Raw genomic sequence first — 16,950 nt, forward strand, 5'->3', positions numbered from 1 at the left:
TGAATGTATGGAGCATATCATGTCTGTTATTTTTAAACCTACTGCACTTGTAGGTGCTGTCGCTATTGCGATGGGGTTATCTTCTACTGCTTTTGCAGATACTTCTTCAAATTCAGAAGCAAATTCGAAACTTGATACAATCGTTGTCACAGCATCTCGTACTGAGCAAAAAATCAGTGAAGTTCCTGCTCGAATCAATATTATTGAGCCGAAGATTCTTGAACAATCACCAATTGCATCTTTACCACAACTGTTACAAACAGATGCATCAATCAATATGGTACAAAGCGGTGGCTATGGACAAACAGCTGCTATTTTCTTACGTGGTACAAACTCTAACCATACTTTACTTTTAAGAGATGGCGTTCGCTTAAACTCAAATACTGCTGGCTCTGCATCTTTACCTTTTATTGATACAACAGATATTAAACAAATTGAAGTATTAAAAGGACCTGCATCAGTTTTATATGGTGCTGATGCGATTGGTGGTGTAGTTCAGCTGATTTCCAAAACACCTGAAAAAACGGGTGCTTTTGTTACTGGTGAAATGGGTGAAAATAACACCTATAAAGCAGTAATTGGTGCTGATCTTGCTCAAGATGGTTTTTATGCTCAAGTTCGTGGACAACGCCTAGAAACTGATGGTACTCCTGTAACAGATGCAAAAAACAACAAGAAAGCAAGTTTTGATCAAAAGGGTTATAGTGCAAAAATAGGTGTTGAAAAAGAGCGCTATGCAGCCTCAGTCGATTATAGTGAAAATCAAGGCTATAGCGATTATGACAATTACGGTAATCTTGTTTCTCAAGATTTTAAAAACGAAATCATTAATCTAAAAGGTCGAGTCGATATTTTAGATAATGTCGCACTTCATGCCCGACTTTCGCAATTTAAAGACAATATTGAGCAAAATAGTTCTCCAGATTATGTACATAGTACAACCCAAGAAGCTGAGCTCTATACAAAATGGCAACTGACACCTGCTCAAAACATTTTATTCGGCTCAACCTTTAAAGATATTAAAGGTGATGTTTATTCGAAAAATCTGTTTGGCGGACAAGATGTTAAATACAAAGAATCTGTAGATACTATTGGCTATTTTGCACAGCATCAATATCAACACAATGGTCTAGAAACTCAAGTCGGTATTCGTGTAGAAGACAACGATAAGTTTGGTACACACACAGTGGGTCAAGGTGCTGTCCGTTATCAAGTTTTACCACTTACAAGCATCTATGCAAATGTAGGATCAGCTTTCCGTGCACCAACAACCAATGATTTATATGCAATTTCTTGGGGAGCAAATCCTGATTTAAAACCAGAAGAAAGCTTTTCTTATGAAATCGGTGTCGATCAAAAACTCAATCATAATATTGATTTAGGTTTATCTATCTATCGCAATAAAGTAGACAACCTGATTAGTTATCAGGCGGGTAAATTAGTTAACGTAAATAAAGCAACCTTTACTGGTGGTGAAGCTTCATTTAAATGGCAACAAGATAAACTCTTTTTAACTACAACTTATGCTTATGTTCAAGCAAAAGATGATGAAACTAAAAAAGATTTGACTCGCCGACCACGCCAAAGTTTAACTCTAACTACAGGTTGGGATGATGGCGTATATGGTGTTTCTGTATCTGTCGTCGCAAAATCTAATTCAAAAGATTTTGCAGATTATCCATCGACTACACCAACCACAACGCCTGGTTATGTTAGTACTAATGTCAATGCTTACTGGCAAGCGACTCCAATGATTAAACTCTTTACCAATATTGAAAACATTGGTGATGTTAATTATAAGACAGCATACAACGGTAGTGGTGTTTACTACATCAACGGTGGTCGACTTGCATCTGCTGGGGTAACTTTCCGCTACTAAAAGCGACATCCAAAAAAATATCTAAAACAGCGCAGTTTATGGATAATGTTTTGACCGACATTATCCTTTTTTATTCTTTATCTTTTCATTTTTATCTAGGACAAAATTATGGGACATCGTTTAAGTAAAATTTATACCCGTACAGGTGATTCAGGCACCACAGGATTAGGAGATGGTTCTCGCGTAGCGAAAGATGACTTACGTATTACCGCTCTCGGTGATGTAGATGAACTAAATTCTATTGTTGGTGTATTACGTTCACAAATTTCAATGAGTAACATCGTTGATAAAGCCCATTGGGATAAATCACTGAGCTTGATTCAACACTGGCTATTTGATTTAGGTGGTGAAGTCTGTATTCCTAACTACAACTTGCTCCAACCTGTTTGTGTTGAATTTCTTGAAAAGGAAATCGACAAAATGAATGAAGACTTACCAATGCTCAAAGACTTTATTCTACCCTCTGGAACTTTAGCATGTAGTTATGCACATCAAGCACGTGCTGTATGTCGTCGAGCAGAACGTAGCTTAATGACTGTACACAGTCGTGATCAAAATATTCAAGCAACTGCTCTACAATTAATTAACCGATTATCCGACTGGTTTTTTGTAGCTTCACGCACCTTACAACGCGCAGAAGGCGGTAGTGAAGTGCTTTGGCAAAAGAACATCAATGACACGATTTAACGATAAATCACTGTCTAAAAGTAATTTTTTAACAGTATGATAAAGTCAAGTTATTGCTAAAAGTAAGACTTAAACGATTACTATACAGATGAAAATGAGTATGTGAGTTCATTATGAGAATTATCGGACATCGTGGCGCGCGTGGTGAAGCACCTGAAAATACCCTAGCTGGATTTCAATATATTCACGATTTAGGTATCCGTGCAGTTGAATTCGATGTTCGACAATTAAAAGATGATGAACTCATTATCATGCATGATGATAATTTTTTAAGAACAACTGGAATAGATCAAGCACTGTATGATGTAAACAGCGCTGAATTAGCGGCCTATAACCAAGCCAATATCTGGATGGATTGGGAAAAACAAATTACCCCAACCTTAAGCCAAAGCCTAAAGATTATGCAGGACTTTGAGCATATTGAAGTTGAAGTGAAAGCTGTAGAAACATTGCAACACGCTGAAAAACTCATCATCGAATTACAAAAACAACTGCAAGGTTTTGAAAATATTGCAGTGATTACCAGTTTTGATTTAAAAATACATCAAGCCTTACAACAGCAAAACTCAAGTTTTAAACGTGGTCTACTGATTGAAGATGACATCCAACAACGTGCGATCGAACAGGCATTACAACTGGGATGCTGCCAGATTGGATGGATGAATCAATTGGCAACAGATGAGCTCATTCAAGCAACTCAGCGTGCAGATTTGGACATCAGTGTTTGGACTGTCAATGATATTGAGCGTGCTAAGCATTTAAGAGATTTGGGGATCAATGGATTAATTACTGATTTCCCCAAAATGATGCAGCTTGCCTTAGCACAAATTCAATAACTCAAACGCCCTTAATAACACAATAAAGTAGAATTTTATTTTGAACTTTAGAGAGTCCCAAAATTAAAATTTAACTTGAGAATCAATTGTCTAACCCCCTAAAAATCAAATTGGATAAGGCAGAAAAATTCTTACACTATTTTGACATTTAAATACGACGTTTTAACCATTCATTTTTTTCGATCAAACCGCTAGAATTCATGTTTTATTCTGTTACTGTTTTATACAATACAGATGTACACTAATACTAGTGAACACATGTTCGCCCATGATAATATCTGTGAAAGTATAGCCTAGAAAAATGCTGAAGCTATGCGTTTAACTTTACCTGATTAAGGTTCTTAGGAGTGCTGTTGGAGATGAATGCTCCCCTACCCAAAGCCCCAATAAATTGGATCGGTGTTTTTGCCTTGGTGTTTTTACCCCTTGTGGCAGTAATTGCGATCCCTTTATATGCCTACCACCATGATTTTAGTGCGGCAGCTTGGATTAGTTTATTCGTTTTACTCGGTCTCAGTAGTTTAGGTATTACTGCAGGTTATCATCGCTTGTGGGCACATCGTGCATACGAAGCGACTTTACCACTTAAAATCATTTTGATGATCATGGGAACTTTTGCTGTTCAAAACAGTATTTTGTTCTGGGCTTCTGGTCACCGTACCCATCACCGCCATGTGGATGATGTAGATCAAGATCCGTATTCGATTAACAATGGTTTTTGGTACGCTCATATTGGCTGGATGTTACGTAATTATCCTGCTGCTGAATCAAATTATAAAAATGCACCTGATTTGTTGAATGACAAAGTGGTTATGTTCCAAGACAAGTATTATGTTCCACTTGTGATTGCTGTACATGCTGCGATTTTAGTTCCACTGGGTTGGGCTGTAGGTGACATGTGGGGCGTATTACTCTTAGGTGGTTTGCTCCGTTTAATCATTAGCCATCATGTAACATTCTTCATCAACTCACTCTGCCATATGTGGGGCAAACGTCCTTATACTGACGAAAATACTGCACGTGATAACTTTGTTCTTGCCATTGCAACTTGGGGCGAGGGTTATCATAACTATCACCATATTTTCCAATACGATTATCGTAATGGTGTGAAATGGTGGCAATATGATCCAACAAAATGGTTGATTTGGTCGTGCTCTAAAATCGGTTTAGCCAAGAACCTACGTCGTATCCCAAGCTTCAATATCAAAAAAGCGGAATTGGCGATGAGATTTAAATATGCTGAACAGGATTTAGCGATTTATGGTCATAACGTCAATGCAGATATTATCGCGATGAAACAAAAAGTATCGCAAGAATATGAAGCATTCACCAATACATTAAATGATTGGGCTGCATTAAAAGAACAAGAGCTACAAGCGAAAAAAGCATCTGTTGCTGAAAAGATCCACCAAATGGATGTCAAACTTAAAGTTGATTTCCAATTGGTCGAACAGAAACTTGCTTTCCATCGTGAACGTTTAGAAACACTGATGCGTGGAATCAAAAAGAACGTTGTTTCTTAAATTCTCAATACACATCAAAAGCAAAGCTCCGAAAGGGGCTTTTCTTTTATCCATTTTTGACAGACATTCATACTGAGAATATTGAGAGAAAATAATATGCAAATTAATAACATCCCCTTTGGCATTACCAACTGGGCAGAAGTTCCAACAACGCGCCATGAGGGTGAGCAAGGCTTTGCACTTTGGCGCACACAGCAATTTGACAATATTCGAGTGCGAATGGTCGAATATTCTGTCGATTATTTGGCTGACCACTGGTGTTTAAAAGGTCATATCCTGTTTTGCTTGGAAGGTGAGTTGCACACTGAACTTGATGATGGACGTACCTTTACCTTAAAAGCTGGGATGAGTTATCAAGTTGCAGACCAAGCTGAAGCGCATCGTTCTTCTACCGCATTTGGTGCAAAGCTATTTATTGTCGACTAAAACAGTCGACATTATCTCAACAGCTTAAAACTTTGCTATATTGAGAGGGACAAGTAAAACCATTGTGACCGATCGCTATGCAATTTGCCCCACGTTATCCATCTCTCGATTCAAAGCTCTACCATGAGCAAATGCCTAGCCCACTGAAAGGTGCAAAGGCTGGGCATTTTAATGCTGCGCTTGCGGATGAATTACAATGGTTTGAAGATGAAAAAGCCCAATGGGTCGAGATTTGTAGCGGACAAAAAACCTTTGCTGAATTTCATCCCCTTGCCATGGTTTATGCAGGGCATCAATTTGGACAATGGGCAGGTCAATTGGGGGATGGGCGTGGCCTATTGATAGCGCAAATTTTAAATCGAAAAGGTCAAACCATTGACCTACATTTAAAAGGTGCAGGCTCAACCCCCTACTCTCGTATGGGAGACGGACGTGCTGTATTACGTTCTGTGATTCGTGAATATCTAGCGGGTCATGCACTCAATGCACTGGGAGTTCCTTCAAGCAATTCCGTAGGCTTTACTTCTTCAACCCAAGGCGTACAACGAGAAAAACTTGAACTTGGTGCAATGATGTTACGCACTTCGGATTGCCACATCCGTTTAGGGCATTTTGAATGGATTAATCAATATCAGCCTGAATTACTCACTGAATTTACCCAAAAATGTATTGAATGGCACTATCCACAATGTTTGAGTACTGAACAGCAAAGGTTTGAAGACACTGTTCTAGCATTTGCAACGCAAGTGATTCAAAACACCGCTGTCATGATCGCAAAATGGCAATTGGTGGGTTTTGCACATGGGGTTATGAATACAGATAATCTCAATATTACAGGTTCTACCCTCGATTTTGGCCCTTATGGTTTTATGGAGCGTTTCCGTCCCAATTGGATCAACAATCATAGTGATTACAATGGTCGTTATACCTACCAAAACCAACCGAGTATTGCACATTGGAACTTATGGAATTGGTTAAACAATTTAATTCCACTGGCACAAGCAGAAAATAAAGAACAATTTAAGCAAGACCTCGTCGAATGTTTAGAGCATTTTGAACCGACCTTTCTAGAACATTATACCTATGGGCTATGCCAAAAACTTGGACTACCCAGCTTCCACAAAGATAGTTTTGATTGTGGTATGGCATTTTTAAGAATTCTACAAAGTGAGCAACTCGACTATACCGACAGTTTTCTTCGCTTACAGAATAAAGAATATGAAGCCATTAAAGATGATTGCCTAGATCGCTTTCAATTTGAAAACTTCTTGACGCAATATCACAATATTCGTGAGCAGCAAGATATTGATGAACTTGATGCGGAAATGAAAAAGGCCAATCCAGTCTATATTTTAAGAAATCATATGCTACAAACAGCCATTGAACAGGCTGAACGTGATGATTTTTCTGAGGTTGATCGCCTATTTAAATTGCTTAGTCAGCCATTTACCAAACAAATAGATCTGGAAACAGTCAAAGACTTAGCACCTTTACCAAGCGATGTTCCTGAAGTAATGGTGAGTTGTTCTTCTTGATCAAATAAATTGCCGAATCACTTTCTCTGATCTGACCCATCATAGTTACCCACAATTTCTGTGGATAAACTTGTGTTTATCCACAGGATAAATCCACAATCACAAATTAACTACAGCTTTTGTCTTTAGAATGCATAAAATTTAGGCAATACAGGGTTTTACAATATTAGTATTCTAAAATGAATAAAAAATACCTCATTCCATGCTTGATTCTTTTGGCTATAGCTATAGCAAGTGTCTGGACTTATCAAAAATATAATCAATTTATTCCAACCGCAAATGCTGCTATACATGTGCAGAATTTATCTGAGCAAGAGATTCAACGTCTTCGTCAAAACACGCCAATCACCGAAGTTAAAGTTTATAAATCAGATCGTATTGTTAAACTCATGCATCATGATCAAGACATACGAACATATCCAATGCGCTTAGGCTTTGATCCTATTGGACATAAAGCTAAAGAAGGTGATGGAAAAACCCCTGAAGGTCGTTATATTCTAGATTGGCGTAATCCCAATAGTGCATTTTATAAATCACTGCATGTGTCCTATCCAAACCCACAGGATAAATCTAAAGCCAACCAACTTGGCGTTTCTCCTGGTGGCGACATTATGATTCATGGTTCAGCAACACGCTCACAAGTGGAAAAGCTGCCTAGTTTAATGACCTACTTACCTAGAAATGACTGGACATGGGGGTGTATTGCCGTTAGAAATATAGACATGGATGAAATTTGGAAGCTGGTCGATGATGGAACAATGATTAGCATTTATTCATAAAAAATATTTTAAAAAGAGACAATGATGACTGGTGAAGAAATCCGAACTTTAGCATTTAAGATTGCATCACATTTGCCTAAATCTGAACTTGACTATCCTTTTGGTGAGGATGTTCCTGTTTTTAAAGTGATGGGAAAAATGTTTATGTTAGGCTCTGAACTGCATGGCAAAAAACTGATTAATTTAAAAGTTGAACCTGATCATGGCGAAATGTTGAGAGATCTCTACCCCTCGATTCAGGTGGGCTACCATATGAATAAACGTCATTGGATTTCAGTCTATGAAGGCGAACAGATCAGTGCTGATCTGATTCAAGACTTGGTTGAAGGCTCTTATGAGCTTGTGAGCAAGAGCCTGACCAAAGCCCAAAAGCAGGTATTGGCGGTTTATCAACACATTAAATAATTAGCGGGCTTTGGATCGCACATTAGATCAACAGATCTAACCTCAACCTATACACGATTCAGTCAAAATCAGAATATATCAATAAACATAAAGTTATATGTTTATTTTTCAAACATAACTTTTTACATTTATAAACATTTACCCACAATATCTGTGGATAAACCTGTGTTTATCCACAACGATGAACTTAAAATGTCGAAAACTTAATCTTCTGGATATTCAAAACGGTAGCCTACGCCATAAACAGCTTGTACCCATTCATGACGATTTCCGGTTTCCGCTGCTTCAGATATTTTACGACGTAAGTTCTTGATATGACTATCAATAACACGGTCAGCAACATCAAAACTATCTGGGTTAATATGGTCTAAAAGTTGCGCTCTAGAATAGACTTGTCCCAAATGTTCGAGGAAAAGCTCTAAAAGACGGAATTCAGTTGGCGTTAAATTCAACGATTTTTGTTGATACCAGATACGTTGTTGTGCTTTATCAATACGAAATAAGTCATTGGCTTCAGGTTCAGCTTTACGTTCTAAACGGCGTAATACCGCTTGTACACGTGCCACCAACTCTTTTGGGCTAAAAGGTTTACAGACATAGTCATCTGCTCCCATATTTAACCCCAAGACACGATCGATTTCTTCTGTTCGTGCAGTCACCATGATAATCGGTAAGTCGGTTTGCTCACGTACTTTACGGCAAATGGTCAAACCATCCATACGTGGGACCATCAAATCCAACACCATTAAACTTGGCTTGCGTTGCAGGAAGCTGTCATAAGCTTCTTGACCATCATGAAACATACTGACTTCAAAGCCCGCTGCTTCTAGATAATCCCGCACCAATTGCGCAAGTTCAACTTCATCCTCTACCAGCATGATATGCTTCATGTTGTACTATTCCTTTTAAACTTTAGTATGTTTTGAAAATGTCAATTTGCAACGCAAACCGCCTAATGGCGAATGATCAAAAGTAAGCTGACCACCGAGTGTTTGTGCAATTTTACCTGATAAAGCCAAGCCCAATCCTGTACCGCCTGTACTACGTGTACGTGAATTATCCACACGATAGAAACGTTCGCCCAAGTGTGCAATCTGTTCATCGCTCAGACCCAATGGGCTATCATCAACGATCACACTCCAAGAATCTGCATCTTGCTCTGTATGCACTTGGACTTCACCACCTGCCTCAGTATAGCGAATACTATTTCCAAGTAAGTTGACCATAATTTGCTTAAAGCGATCTATATCTAATTGTAACTTCGCTCCCTCACCTGCGGCTGAAATTGTTAAATCAGCTTGTTCAAATTTAGGTTTAAAATTCTCTATTTCTTGTAAGACCACCGACCAAGGATCAATTTCTGCAAAGTAACATTTTAATTGTTGTGCTTCAGCTTGTGCCAAATCGGCTAAATCCTGTGTCAACTTCTTCAAGCTCGTAACCTGACGTAACATCGCTTCAAAATGTTCTGGTGTCGGCTTGCGAATTCCATCCTGCATGGCTTCAATCTGTGCTTGCAATACTGCTAATGGCGTTTTTAACTCATGTGAAGTATCTGCAACCCACTGACGGCGTGATGTTTCATGCTGGTCGAGAATAACGGCCAGTTGATTCAACTCTGTCGACAAGTCTCCCAATTCATCATTACGGTTAATCACCACTTGATGCTGGTAGTTACCTTTGGTTAATTCGCGAGTTGCGTTCAATAAACGTTGAATCGGTGTTTTAAAATAAGTCGCCAATAGCAATGCTGCAACCAAACTTGATAAGAAGGTGAAGATATAAATCAGCACTAAATAACGCTTTTGATTACTAAAGAAGTTAATACTCAGTGCATCATCCTGATCTAAAACTGGTTTTAAACCCAAATAACCGACCACTTCATCATTGACTAAAATCGGACGATAAGACACCTGATCATCTGACGGTTCACCTAAAATAAACTGTTGTTTTGCATCATATAAAGAAAGTCGTGAACTCAGCCCCAAACGGTCAGGCAATGACACAAATATCTTTTTGCCATTCTGCGGATTTACCGTTCGCATCGGATCTCGCGTTGGCGCTTCTTTCGCTGCAGAAGCTGGTGCTTCGTGTCCTGCTGAAAGATGACTTTTATCTTTGCCTATAGGCGGTTTATTTGCTTTACGATCTGAGGGTCTATATAAGTTTTGATTTGAACTAAGCGGAAATTTCAAACCTTCAAAAGGTTGATAAGCTGAGGGTAAATTTTCTTCGAGAATTTTCAGTTCTTCTTTATCCAGCTGAGACTTATGAACTGCACCGTCCGTTTGTCCCAAAGTCGCCACCATCGTATGTTCTTTAAAGTAGCGTTGCTGTAAAGCGATATCATACTGGCGACGTAGCCACCAGCGTGATAATTTATCATAATCATCAGGCGCAGCATCACCTTCAATTTGCAAAATCTGTGCTTGAACCGCGTTACCCCAGTCTTGATAGACTCCATATACATCTGCCAAATTTTCGATCAGATGATCAAGTTTCTGCATTTCAACATCTGCAACATATCTGGCAAAGTTCTTTTGCATAGTCCAATGTAAGACACCTAAGCTCACTGTTGTAATGACTAAAGTTGTCAATAAAACAGTCAGAAATAAGCGTAATGCAATGGGAACTCGACGTATTTTCAAAACTGGTCTCACGTTTTTCTTCTCATTTCAACATTGTACCCAACAGTTGCTCAAAATTCTCTCCATTGTTTCTACATCATTATTATTTAATCTTTACTGTATCAACAGAACATCAAAATATTCATTGGAGTAGTAACAATGAAAGCAATGACAAAAATCGCACTGGTATCAGCAAGTATTTTAACTGCAGGGGCTTTGACGGCCTGTCAATCCAATCCTGGCCCTAAAGACGGTCCAGATGGCCGTCCAATGATGCATGGTGAACATCATAAAATGTCACCAGAACAACGCGAAGAAATGAAACAGAAGCGTGCTCAACATAAAGCGTTACGCCAACAAATGCAAAAAGCCTGTGATGGCAAAGCAATTGGTCAAACGGTTCAGGTGACAGCAGGTCAGCAAAATATTAATGGGACATGTAATATCGTATTCAAGCCTGATCACAAGGCGATGAAAGAGATGAAACAAGATTTCCGTCGTGATGGAGAACAACGTGGCCGTATGATGCATCATGAAGGACCACGTATGAAAGACATGACCGAAGAGCAACGTGCTCAAATTAAGCAAGAATTTGCACAAAAACGAGCGGAACGTAAAGCGCAGTGGGATGCGATTCAAAAATCATGTGCAGGCCAAACTGATGGCAAGGCAATTCAAGTAAAAATGAATGACAAAATCATCGATGGTAAATGTGTTGTTAAATTCCAGCCAGAATTTAAAGCAGGCGAAAACATGCCCATGATGCCATCAAAAGTTTAATCTATCTCGGCTAAATATAAAAAACGACCCAAAAGGGTCGTTTTTTATTTGTCACGATCATTAATTTGAGTTTACTTGGAATTATCCGAAATCAAAGCCACTTGTTGGGCATAATTTAATAACTTAAGTTTAGAAGCCGCTAATTCTTCAGCAGTGGCTTGACGGGTGATATCCCGATGAATGCGCAATACATGCTGACGTAAAGAATGACTTTCTGCAGCATTATAAGATTTACAGAATTCTTTAATCGCAGGATCACGCTGTTCAATCATTCGATCAACCCAACGATCCAATTGCGCCAACTTTTTAATCCCTTGTTTAGGGGTTAAATAAGACAAAATGATGGCTTCATCTTCATTACGCAAAAGCTTTCCAATCCGTTGAAATTGACGGCGACGTGCTTCAAAAGATGTGATCAATTGCACATCAAGCAAAGCTTCAATCAACCGATCTTCAACAGGTAAAGATTCAATTTGTTTCTTCGACAACTCTGCGAGTTGTTCACCTAAAGCAGCCATACGTTGTACAGCTTTTTTCTGTTCGGTTTTACTTGCACGCCCTTCTAAAGACTCAAAATCATCTTCAGTAAAACGTTGCGGACGACGTGCCACGATTATTCTGCCTCGTAAAATTTATCTGCGAACAGTGCTTGAACTTCAGACAAAGCTTTTTCTTCATCTGCACCATCAATCACTAGACGCAAGGTGGTTCCTTTACCCGCTCCGAGCATAAGTAAAGAAAGGATATTCTTGGCATCGACTAACTTGTCACCCTTACCAATTTGAATAGAGCATTTAAATTTAGTCGTGACTTCGATTAGTTTTCCAGATGCACGCGCATGTAATCCTAATTTATTAATTACGTCAACAGTTGTGTCAATCATGACCAGTGCTTCATTTCTCTATGTAATACCTGAATAGTCCATTTCGACTCAAGAGCCTTTTTCAACCTATCCACAATATAAACCGAACGATGTTGCCCCCCCGTACAGCCAATTGACACTGTAATATAGTGACGATGACCTTCCGAAAAAGCAGGCAACCACTTATTTAAAAACTGATAGATGTCTTGATACATCTCATTTGCTTGCTCGCTGGCTTCTAAAAATTTACGTACTGGTTCATCTAAACCCGAATATTTACGTAACTCTAAATCCCAATGTGGATTCGGCAAATGCCTTACATCAAAAACAAAATCTGCATCTAATGGAATACCATGTTTATAACCAAAAGATTGCAAAATTAAAATGAGTTTATCGGACTGTCCCAGTTTGGACAATAAGGTATCTTTTAAATCGTGTACACTTTTATCCGTTGTATCGATATGTACTGTTGCTCGCAGTTGAATGGGGAGCAATAAATTTTTTTCTTCTTGAATACATTCATTCAAACTTTGGAAGCGGTTTGACAAAGGATGTGGACGTCGCGATGCGCTAAAACGTGAAATCAACTCCTGATCACGCGTCGTTAAATAAATAACGTCTACGCTGCCATGTTTTTGTAACTGTTGAAAAACCTGATCAAAACCTTGTAAATCTTCTTTGGCACTTCGAACATCAACACCGAGTGCCAATAATTCTAAATTGTTTTCTCTATCCAGCTTTTCAACGATTTCAGGAAGCAATGCCAAAGGCAAATTATCGATACAGTAATAACCCAAATCTTCAAGCACCTGCAAAGCAGATGATTTACCTGAACCAGACTGTCCTGTTACGATAAGTATGCGCTTCATGGCATGGCGATCCTAAAAGCAAAGTTTATGTCAAATGTTTTACTTGTAAATTGTCAATCAGACGAGTCTTGCCTAATTTCGCTGCAACAAACAATACAACATCTTGGTCGAATTGTTCAACTTTTTGCAACGCTGGGCTACGTGCTTCGACATAATCCACAATCAACCCCGCATCATTTAAACTTTCACGAATTTGCGCCAAGACATCTGCAAGTGTTTTACCTGCATGTAAATCTTGTTCAGCAGTCGTTAAGCTCTTAAAAATAACAGGAGCTGTTTGACGATCTTGTTCAGATAAGTAACCATTACGAGAACTTAAGGCCAAACCATCTTCAGCACGTGCAATTGGCACACCAATCACTTCAATTGGCATATTCAAATCACGAACAACCTGCTTAATCACAGCCAATTGTTGATAATCTTTCTGTCCAAAAAATGCAAAGTTCGGCTGTACAATATTAAACAATTTGGTAACAACGACAGCGACACCATCAAAATGACCGGGACGTTGTAAACCGCACAAATCATTGGTAATTTCGCCCACACTAATATTGGTTAAGCGTGGGAATTTACCATACATTTGTTCCACAGAAGGTGCAAAAACAATGTCGCAACCCACTTCAGCAAGTAAATTACTGTCTTGCTCAAGTGTACGAGGATAATTATCAAAATCTTCATTCGGTCCAAATTGGATTGGATTGACGAAAATACTGACCACCACCACATCACATAATTTACGAGCTTCACGAACCAGATTTAAGTGGCCTTGATGTAGATTTCCCATCGTCGGTACAAAACCAATGATTTTACGTGCCGATCGAGCAGGCTGAAGTGATGCTGTTAATCCTTGAATGGTCGTTTCTGTTTTCATGTTTACAGCTCTACTTGGAAAGTATGTTCTTTGGCAGGGAATGATTGCTCTTGTACAGCAACATGATATGCCTTGAATGCATCCACGATTGCAGTTTCCCCTGCTTGTTCTTTCATAAAATTACGTACAAAACGTGCCACTTTACCAAACGTCAAACCAAGCATATCTTGCACCACAAGTACTTGACCATCGGTATCTGCACCAGCACCAATGCCAATCACAGGAACGTGTGGGAATAATTCAGCAATTTCTTTACCCATCTGTGCCGGAACACATTCGAGCAATAACACAGCGGCACCTGCCTCGACTACAGCTTTACAGTCCGCAATCAGTTGATCTGCTGATTCACGTGTTTTCGCTTGTAATTTATAACCACCAAAAACATGCACCGATTGTGGTGTTAAACCCAAATGTACACAAACAGGAATACCATTTCGTGTCAAAACTTCTACAGTTTCAGCCAGCCACTCACCGCCCTCAATTTTCACCATTTGAGCGCCCGCTTGCATCACGGTTTTTGAATTGAGCAACGCATCATTGAGCGTGGCATAACTCATAAAGGGTAAATCACACAGGACAAACGCATGTTGATTTGCACGACGTACAGCAGCAGTATGATAGGCCATATCTGCAACAGTCACAGGCAAGGTAGAATCATGCCCTTGGATTGTCATCCCTAAAGAGTCACCAATCAAAATGGTGTCAATCTCAGCAACTTCCATACCTTTTGCCATACTTGCATCATAGCAAGTTAAGCATGAAAATTTACGTCCCTGAGTTTTGAATTGTCTTAAATCACTTAGGCTAATCATGACGATATTCCTCTATCAATGAGAGTTCCTCTGCCCATTCAATCCTTTAATCAGCCCATGACTGATCTGCTAAAACACTAAGGGTTGAATGTTGCACGAAATCTAACTTTTGCAATGATTGTCCATTGACTTGAAGCTCAGGATCGAGATCTAACAATGGAATCACCACAAAATCACGCTCTAAAATACCAATATGCGGTACTGTGAGCCGCTCATTTATAATGTTTTTTTCAGCATAAAGCAAAAGATCTAAATCTAAAGTACGCTCACCCCAACGGCGTAAACGTATTCGACCCGATTCATTTTCAATACCTTGCAACTCATCCAGCAAGGCCAAAGGCGCTAAATCAGTGTGTAATTCTGCAACTGCATTGTGATAATTTGGCTGATCTTGAGGCCCCATCGGTGGGCTTTGATACAGCTTTGAAACAGTAACAACACCTAAGTTTCTGAGTTTTTCTACAGCTTCCCGTAGAATTTGCTCAGAATCACCTAAATTACTGCCTAAACCAATATAGGTTTTAATCATGATTGGGTCGGTCCAAAAATCACACTGCTTAAATCACGTTGTACGCGTCTACGCTTGGTGATTGGATGATCCGCTGTAATCTCGCCTTTGTTTACTGCCGTTCGAGCATCACTTCTACTTCTAAAATCTTGAGATGATGTTGAGTTTGGTTTAGCCCGTGAACGACGGCTACGAGATTCTTGTTCTTTCACCAATGGTTCAATTTGCGTGGAAGCTGTTGCTTTTACATCTTCAACAGGGGCAACTTCAGCAAGTTTCTTACGACTCTTGGCACGCTGACGATTATAACTGCCAATTGCACGTTCTTTCTCATCAGTCGACATGTCTTGGTAAGCTTCCCACCATGCACCCATGCCATTGGTAGAAGCATCACCTGACTTCTCTCTCAACAGCAAGAAATCAAATCCTGCACGGAAACGTGCATGACCCGAAAGCGCTTCAATCTGTTGTGGTTTCGGGTTGAGCAAACGACTTTGCATTTCCCAGACTTCACGAATAAAGGTTTCGGCAAAACGAGGAATAATGGTTCGTGTCGCTTGACGTTTTAACACATCTAAGCCTGCTTGAGCTCGTGCTTCTGCAGCAACTACACCTTTAGCATGGTAGAAATCACAACGCGCTAAGAAATTATTCCAAAGCAATACCGCATAGAAAAATGCAGGATTAATGGTTTTACCCATTTGAATCCGTTGATCGGTATTTTTCGCTGCGCGCTCTATAAATTGGGTAATCTCAGGGCTAATATCAGCAAATAATTGCTTCCAAATACCAAATTCAATCAACATCGGCATCACACGATGCAAATGCCCCATGGTGAATAATTTTTGCGACTCATCATATAAACGATGCGGAGAAACATCACGCAGCAATTGCGTCATTTCTTGGGTAAAAACGTCTAATATTTTAGGATCTATACTAAAATTTAACTTCGCAGCAAAACGTAATGTACGCAACATCCGTACTGGATCTTCTTCAAAACGAAGTGCTGGATCACCCAATAGTCTTAAAGTTTTGGTTTTTATATCATCAATAGCATGACAAAAATCGAGCACTTCCCCTTTTCGAGGTTGGTAATACATGGCATTGATGGAAAAATCACGTCGAGCAAAATCTTGCTCTATTGTTCCCCAATTGTTGTCACGTAAAATCATCCCTTGTGCAGAGGTAATGGCTTTTTTCGGTGGGGCACGGAATGTCGCCACCTCAATCAATTCACGACCTGAATACACATGTGCCAATTCAAAACGTCGCCCAATAATTCGGCAACGACGACCAAATACCTCTTTCACCTGTGAAGGTGTTGCATTGGTCACAGCATCGTAGTCTTTCGGATTTAAGCCAAGCATTAAATCACGTACACCACCACCGACTATATAAGCTTCATAGCCAGCTTTAGTTAAAGAATCAATAACATCTAAAATGGAGGAAGGTAATTGAGCGGTGGATAACCCACACTTTGACGCACGCAAAGTTTGCAAAAGACACTGTCTCCTACGTCAGGACGTAAAAATCATAATTGTGCTAATGATA

The 16,950-nt window shown here is 39.4% G+C and carries 18 protein-coding genes; 9 read left to right on the forward strand and 9 right to left on the reverse strand.

Translation table 11 applies throughout. The features are described from left to right. Nucleotides 1-19 precede the first annotated feature (19 nt). From M2R48_RS17855 to M2R48_RS17890, 8 genes are all read left to right on the forward strand, one after another. The gene (locus M2R48_RS17855) at nt 20-1,879 is read left to right on the forward strand and encodes a TonB-dependent receptor plug domain-containing protein (protein ID WP_262087001.1); all 1,860 of its coding nucleotides are present in this window, start codon (nt 20-22) and stop codon (nt 1,877-1,879) included. A 108-nt stretch (nt 1,880-1,987) separates the two neighbouring features. Continuing rightward, nucleotides 1,988-2,566: a cob(I)yrinic acid a,c-diamide adenosyltransferase gene (locus M2R48_RS17860; protein WP_262087002.1), complete on the forward strand. Its 579-nt coding sequence runs from the start codon at nt 1,988-1,990 to the stop codon at nt 2,564-2,566. 113 nt (nt 2,567-2,679) lie between these two features. Next, a complete protein-coding gene (locus M2R48_RS17865; RefSeq protein ID WP_262087003.1) occupies nt 2,680-3,402 on the forward strand; it encodes a glycerophosphodiester phosphodiesterase in 723 nt (240 codons plus the stop codon). A gap of 359 nt (nt 3,403-3,761) precedes the next feature. Beyond that, nucleotides 3,762-4,925 (forward strand): acyl-CoA desaturase, encoded by a 1,164-nt coding sequence (locus tag M2R48_RS17870; RefSeq protein WP_004725954.1) that lies wholly within the window; start codon nt 3,762-3,764, stop codon nt 4,923-4,925. A 96-nt stretch (nt 4,926-5,021) separates the two neighbouring features. Further along, complete coding sequence (locus M2R48_RS17875; RefSeq protein WP_004725953.1) at nt 5,022-5,351, forward strand: DHCW motif cupin fold protein; 330 nt, start codon at nt 5,022-5,024, stop codon at nt 5,349-5,351. A gap of 77 nt (nt 5,352-5,428) precedes the next feature. Then, complete coding sequence (locus M2R48_RS17880) at nt 5,429-6,886, forward strand: protein adenylyltransferase SelO (RefSeq protein ID WP_262087004.1); 1,458 nt, start codon at nt 5,429-5,431, stop codon at nt 6,884-6,886. Between the two features lie 179 nt (nt 6,887-7,065). Beyond that, nucleotides 7,066-7,665 (forward strand): murein L,D-transpeptidase family protein, encoded by a 600-nt coding sequence (locus M2R48_RS17885; protein WP_262087006.1) that lies wholly within the window; start codon nt 7,066-7,068, stop codon nt 7,663-7,665. A 24-nt stretch (nt 7,666-7,689) separates the two neighbouring features. Further along, complete coding sequence (locus M2R48_RS17890) at nt 7,690-8,070, forward strand: MmcQ/YjbR family DNA-binding protein (protein WP_004725945.1); 381 nt, start codon at nt 7,690-7,692, stop codon at nt 8,068-8,070. Nucleotides 8,071-8,273: 203 nt separating this feature from the next. Here the strand turns inward: M2R48_RS17890 and M2R48_RS17895 are convergent, their stop codons facing one another. Together M2R48_RS17895 and baeS are read right to left on the reverse strand one after the other, a co-directional pair. Next, the gene (locus tag M2R48_RS17895; protein ID WP_004725942.1) at nt 8,274-8,960 is read right to left on the reverse strand and encodes a response regulator; all 687 of its coding nucleotides are present in this window, start codon (nt 8,958-8,960) and stop codon (nt 8,274-8,276) included. Between the two features lie 15 nt (nt 8,961-8,975). Beyond that, nucleotides 8,976-10,718 (reverse strand): sensor histidine kinase efflux regulator BaeS, encoded by a 1,743-nt coding sequence (gene baeS, locus M2R48_RS17900; protein WP_262087008.1) that lies wholly within the window; start codon nt 10,716-10,718, stop codon nt 8,976-8,978. A 138-nt stretch (nt 10,719-10,856) separates the two neighbouring features. Here baeS and M2R48_RS17905 point away from each other — a divergent pair, with 138 nt between their 5' ends. Further along, nucleotides 10,857-11,477, forward strand: a complete 621-nt coding sequence (locus M2R48_RS17905; protein WP_262087009.1) for a hypothetical protein — start codon at nt 10,857-10,859, stop codon at nt 11,475-11,477. Between the two features lie 71 nt (nt 11,478-11,548). Here M2R48_RS17905 and yjgA read toward each other — a convergent pair whose 3' ends face one another. From yjgA to pcnB, 7 genes are read right to left on the reverse strand one after another with little or no spacing between them, the layout of a single operon-like run. Further along, on the reverse strand, nt 11,549-12,088 hold the full coding sequence (yjgA, locus tag M2R48_RS17910) for a ribosome biogenesis factor YjgA (protein ID WP_004725935.1): 540 nt from the start codon (nt 12,086-12,088) through the stop codon (nt 11,549-11,551). Between the two features lie 2 nt (nt 12,089-12,090). After that, nucleotides 12,091-12,360, reverse strand: coding sequence for an HPr family phosphocarrier protein (locus M2R48_RS17915; RefSeq protein ID WP_004725933.1), 270 nt, complete (start codon nt 12,358-12,360; stop codon nt 12,091-12,093). Next, nucleotides 12,357-13,208, reverse strand: a complete 852-nt coding sequence (gene rapZ, locus M2R48_RS17920; protein WP_004725931.1) for an RNase adapter RapZ — start codon at nt 13,206-13,208, stop codon at nt 12,357-12,359. Before rapZ ends, M2R48_RS17915 begins: the two co-directional genes overlap by 4 nt. A gap of 25 nt (nt 13,209-13,233) precedes the next feature. Then, entirely contained in the window at nt 13,234-14,079 is an 846-nt protein-coding gene (panC, locus tag M2R48_RS17925) for a pantoate--beta-alanine ligase (RefSeq protein ID WP_262087011.1), read from the reverse strand. Nucleotides 14,080-14,081: 2 nt separating this feature from the next. After that, nucleotides 14,082-14,891, reverse strand: a complete 810-nt coding sequence (gene panB, locus M2R48_RS17930) for a 3-methyl-2-oxobutanoate hydroxymethyltransferase (RefSeq protein WP_004725927.1) — start codon at nt 14,889-14,891, stop codon at nt 14,082-14,084. Between the two features lie 46 nt (nt 14,892-14,937). Then, nucleotides 14,938-15,423, reverse strand: coding sequence for a 2-amino-4-hydroxy-6-hydroxymethyldihydropteridine diphosphokinase (folK, locus tag M2R48_RS17935; protein ID WP_262087528.1), 486 nt, complete (start codon nt 15,421-15,423; stop codon nt 14,938-14,940). Continuing rightward, entirely contained in the window at nt 15,417-16,898 is a 1,482-nt protein-coding gene (gene pcnB, locus M2R48_RS17940; RefSeq protein WP_262087013.1) for a polynucleotide adenylyltransferase PcnB, read from the reverse strand. The genes folK and pcnB overlap by 7 nt, the downstream gene beginning before the upstream one ends. Nucleotides 16,899-16,950 lie beyond the last annotated feature (52 nt).

Source organism: Acinetobacter sp. I-MWF, assembly GCF_025433935.1.
Classification (GTDB): domain Bacteria; phylum Pseudomonadota; class Gammaproteobacteria; order Pseudomonadales; family Moraxellaceae; genus Acinetobacter; species Acinetobacter guillouiae.

Bases quoted from the DNA above. Each gene is read 5' to 3' on its own strand.
- M2R48_RS17855 (WP_262087001.1), top strand. From the start codon at position 20: ATGTCTGTTATTTTTAAACCTACTGCACTTGTAGGTGCTGTCGCTATT.
- M2R48_RS17860 (WP_262087002.1), top strand. From the start codon at position 1,988: ATGGGACATCGTTTAAGTAAAATTTATACCCGTACAGGTGATTCAGGC.
- M2R48_RS17865 (WP_262087003.1), top strand. From the start codon at position 2,680: ATGAGAATTATCGGACATCGTGGCGCGCGTGGTGAAGCACCTGAAAAT.
- M2R48_RS17870 (WP_004725954.1), top strand. From the start codon at position 3,762: ATGAATGCTCCCCTACCCAAAGCCCCAATAAATTGGATCGGTGTTTTT.
- M2R48_RS17875 (WP_004725953.1), top strand. From the start codon at position 5,022: ATGCAAATTAATAACATCCCCTTTGGCATTACCAACTGGGCAGAAGTT.
- M2R48_RS17880 (WP_262087004.1), top strand. From the start codon at position 5,429: ATGCAATTTGCCCCACGTTATCCATCTCTCGATTCAAAGCTCTACCAT.
- M2R48_RS17885 (WP_262087006.1), top strand. From the start codon at position 7,066: ATGAATAAAAAATACCTCATTCCATGCTTGATTCTTTTGGCTATAGCT.
- M2R48_RS17890 (WP_004725945.1), top strand. From the start codon at position 7,690: ATGACTGGTGAAGAAATCCGAACTTTAGCATTTAAGATTGCATCACAT.
- M2R48_RS17895 (WP_004725942.1), bottom strand. From the start codon at position 8,960: ATGAAGCATATCATGCTGGTAGAGGATGAAGTTGAACTTGCGCAATTG.
- M2R48_RS17905 (WP_262087009.1), top strand. From the start codon at position 10,857: ATGAAAGCAATGACAAAAATCGCACTGGTATCAGCAAGTATTTTAACT.
- M2R48_RS17915 (WP_004725933.1), bottom strand. From the start codon at position 12,360: ATGATTGACACAACTGTTGACGTAATTAATAAATTAGGATTACATGCG.
- rapZ (WP_004725931.1), bottom strand. From the start codon at position 13,208: ATGAAGCGCATACTTATCGTAACAGGACAGTCTGGTTCAGGTAAATCA.
- panC (WP_262087011.1), bottom strand. From the start codon at position 14,079: ATGAAAACAGAAACGACCATTCAAGGATTAACAGCATCACTTCAGCCT.
- panB (WP_004725927.1), bottom strand. From the start codon at position 14,891: ATGATTAGCCTAAGTGATTTAAGACAATTCAAAACTCAGGGACGTAAA.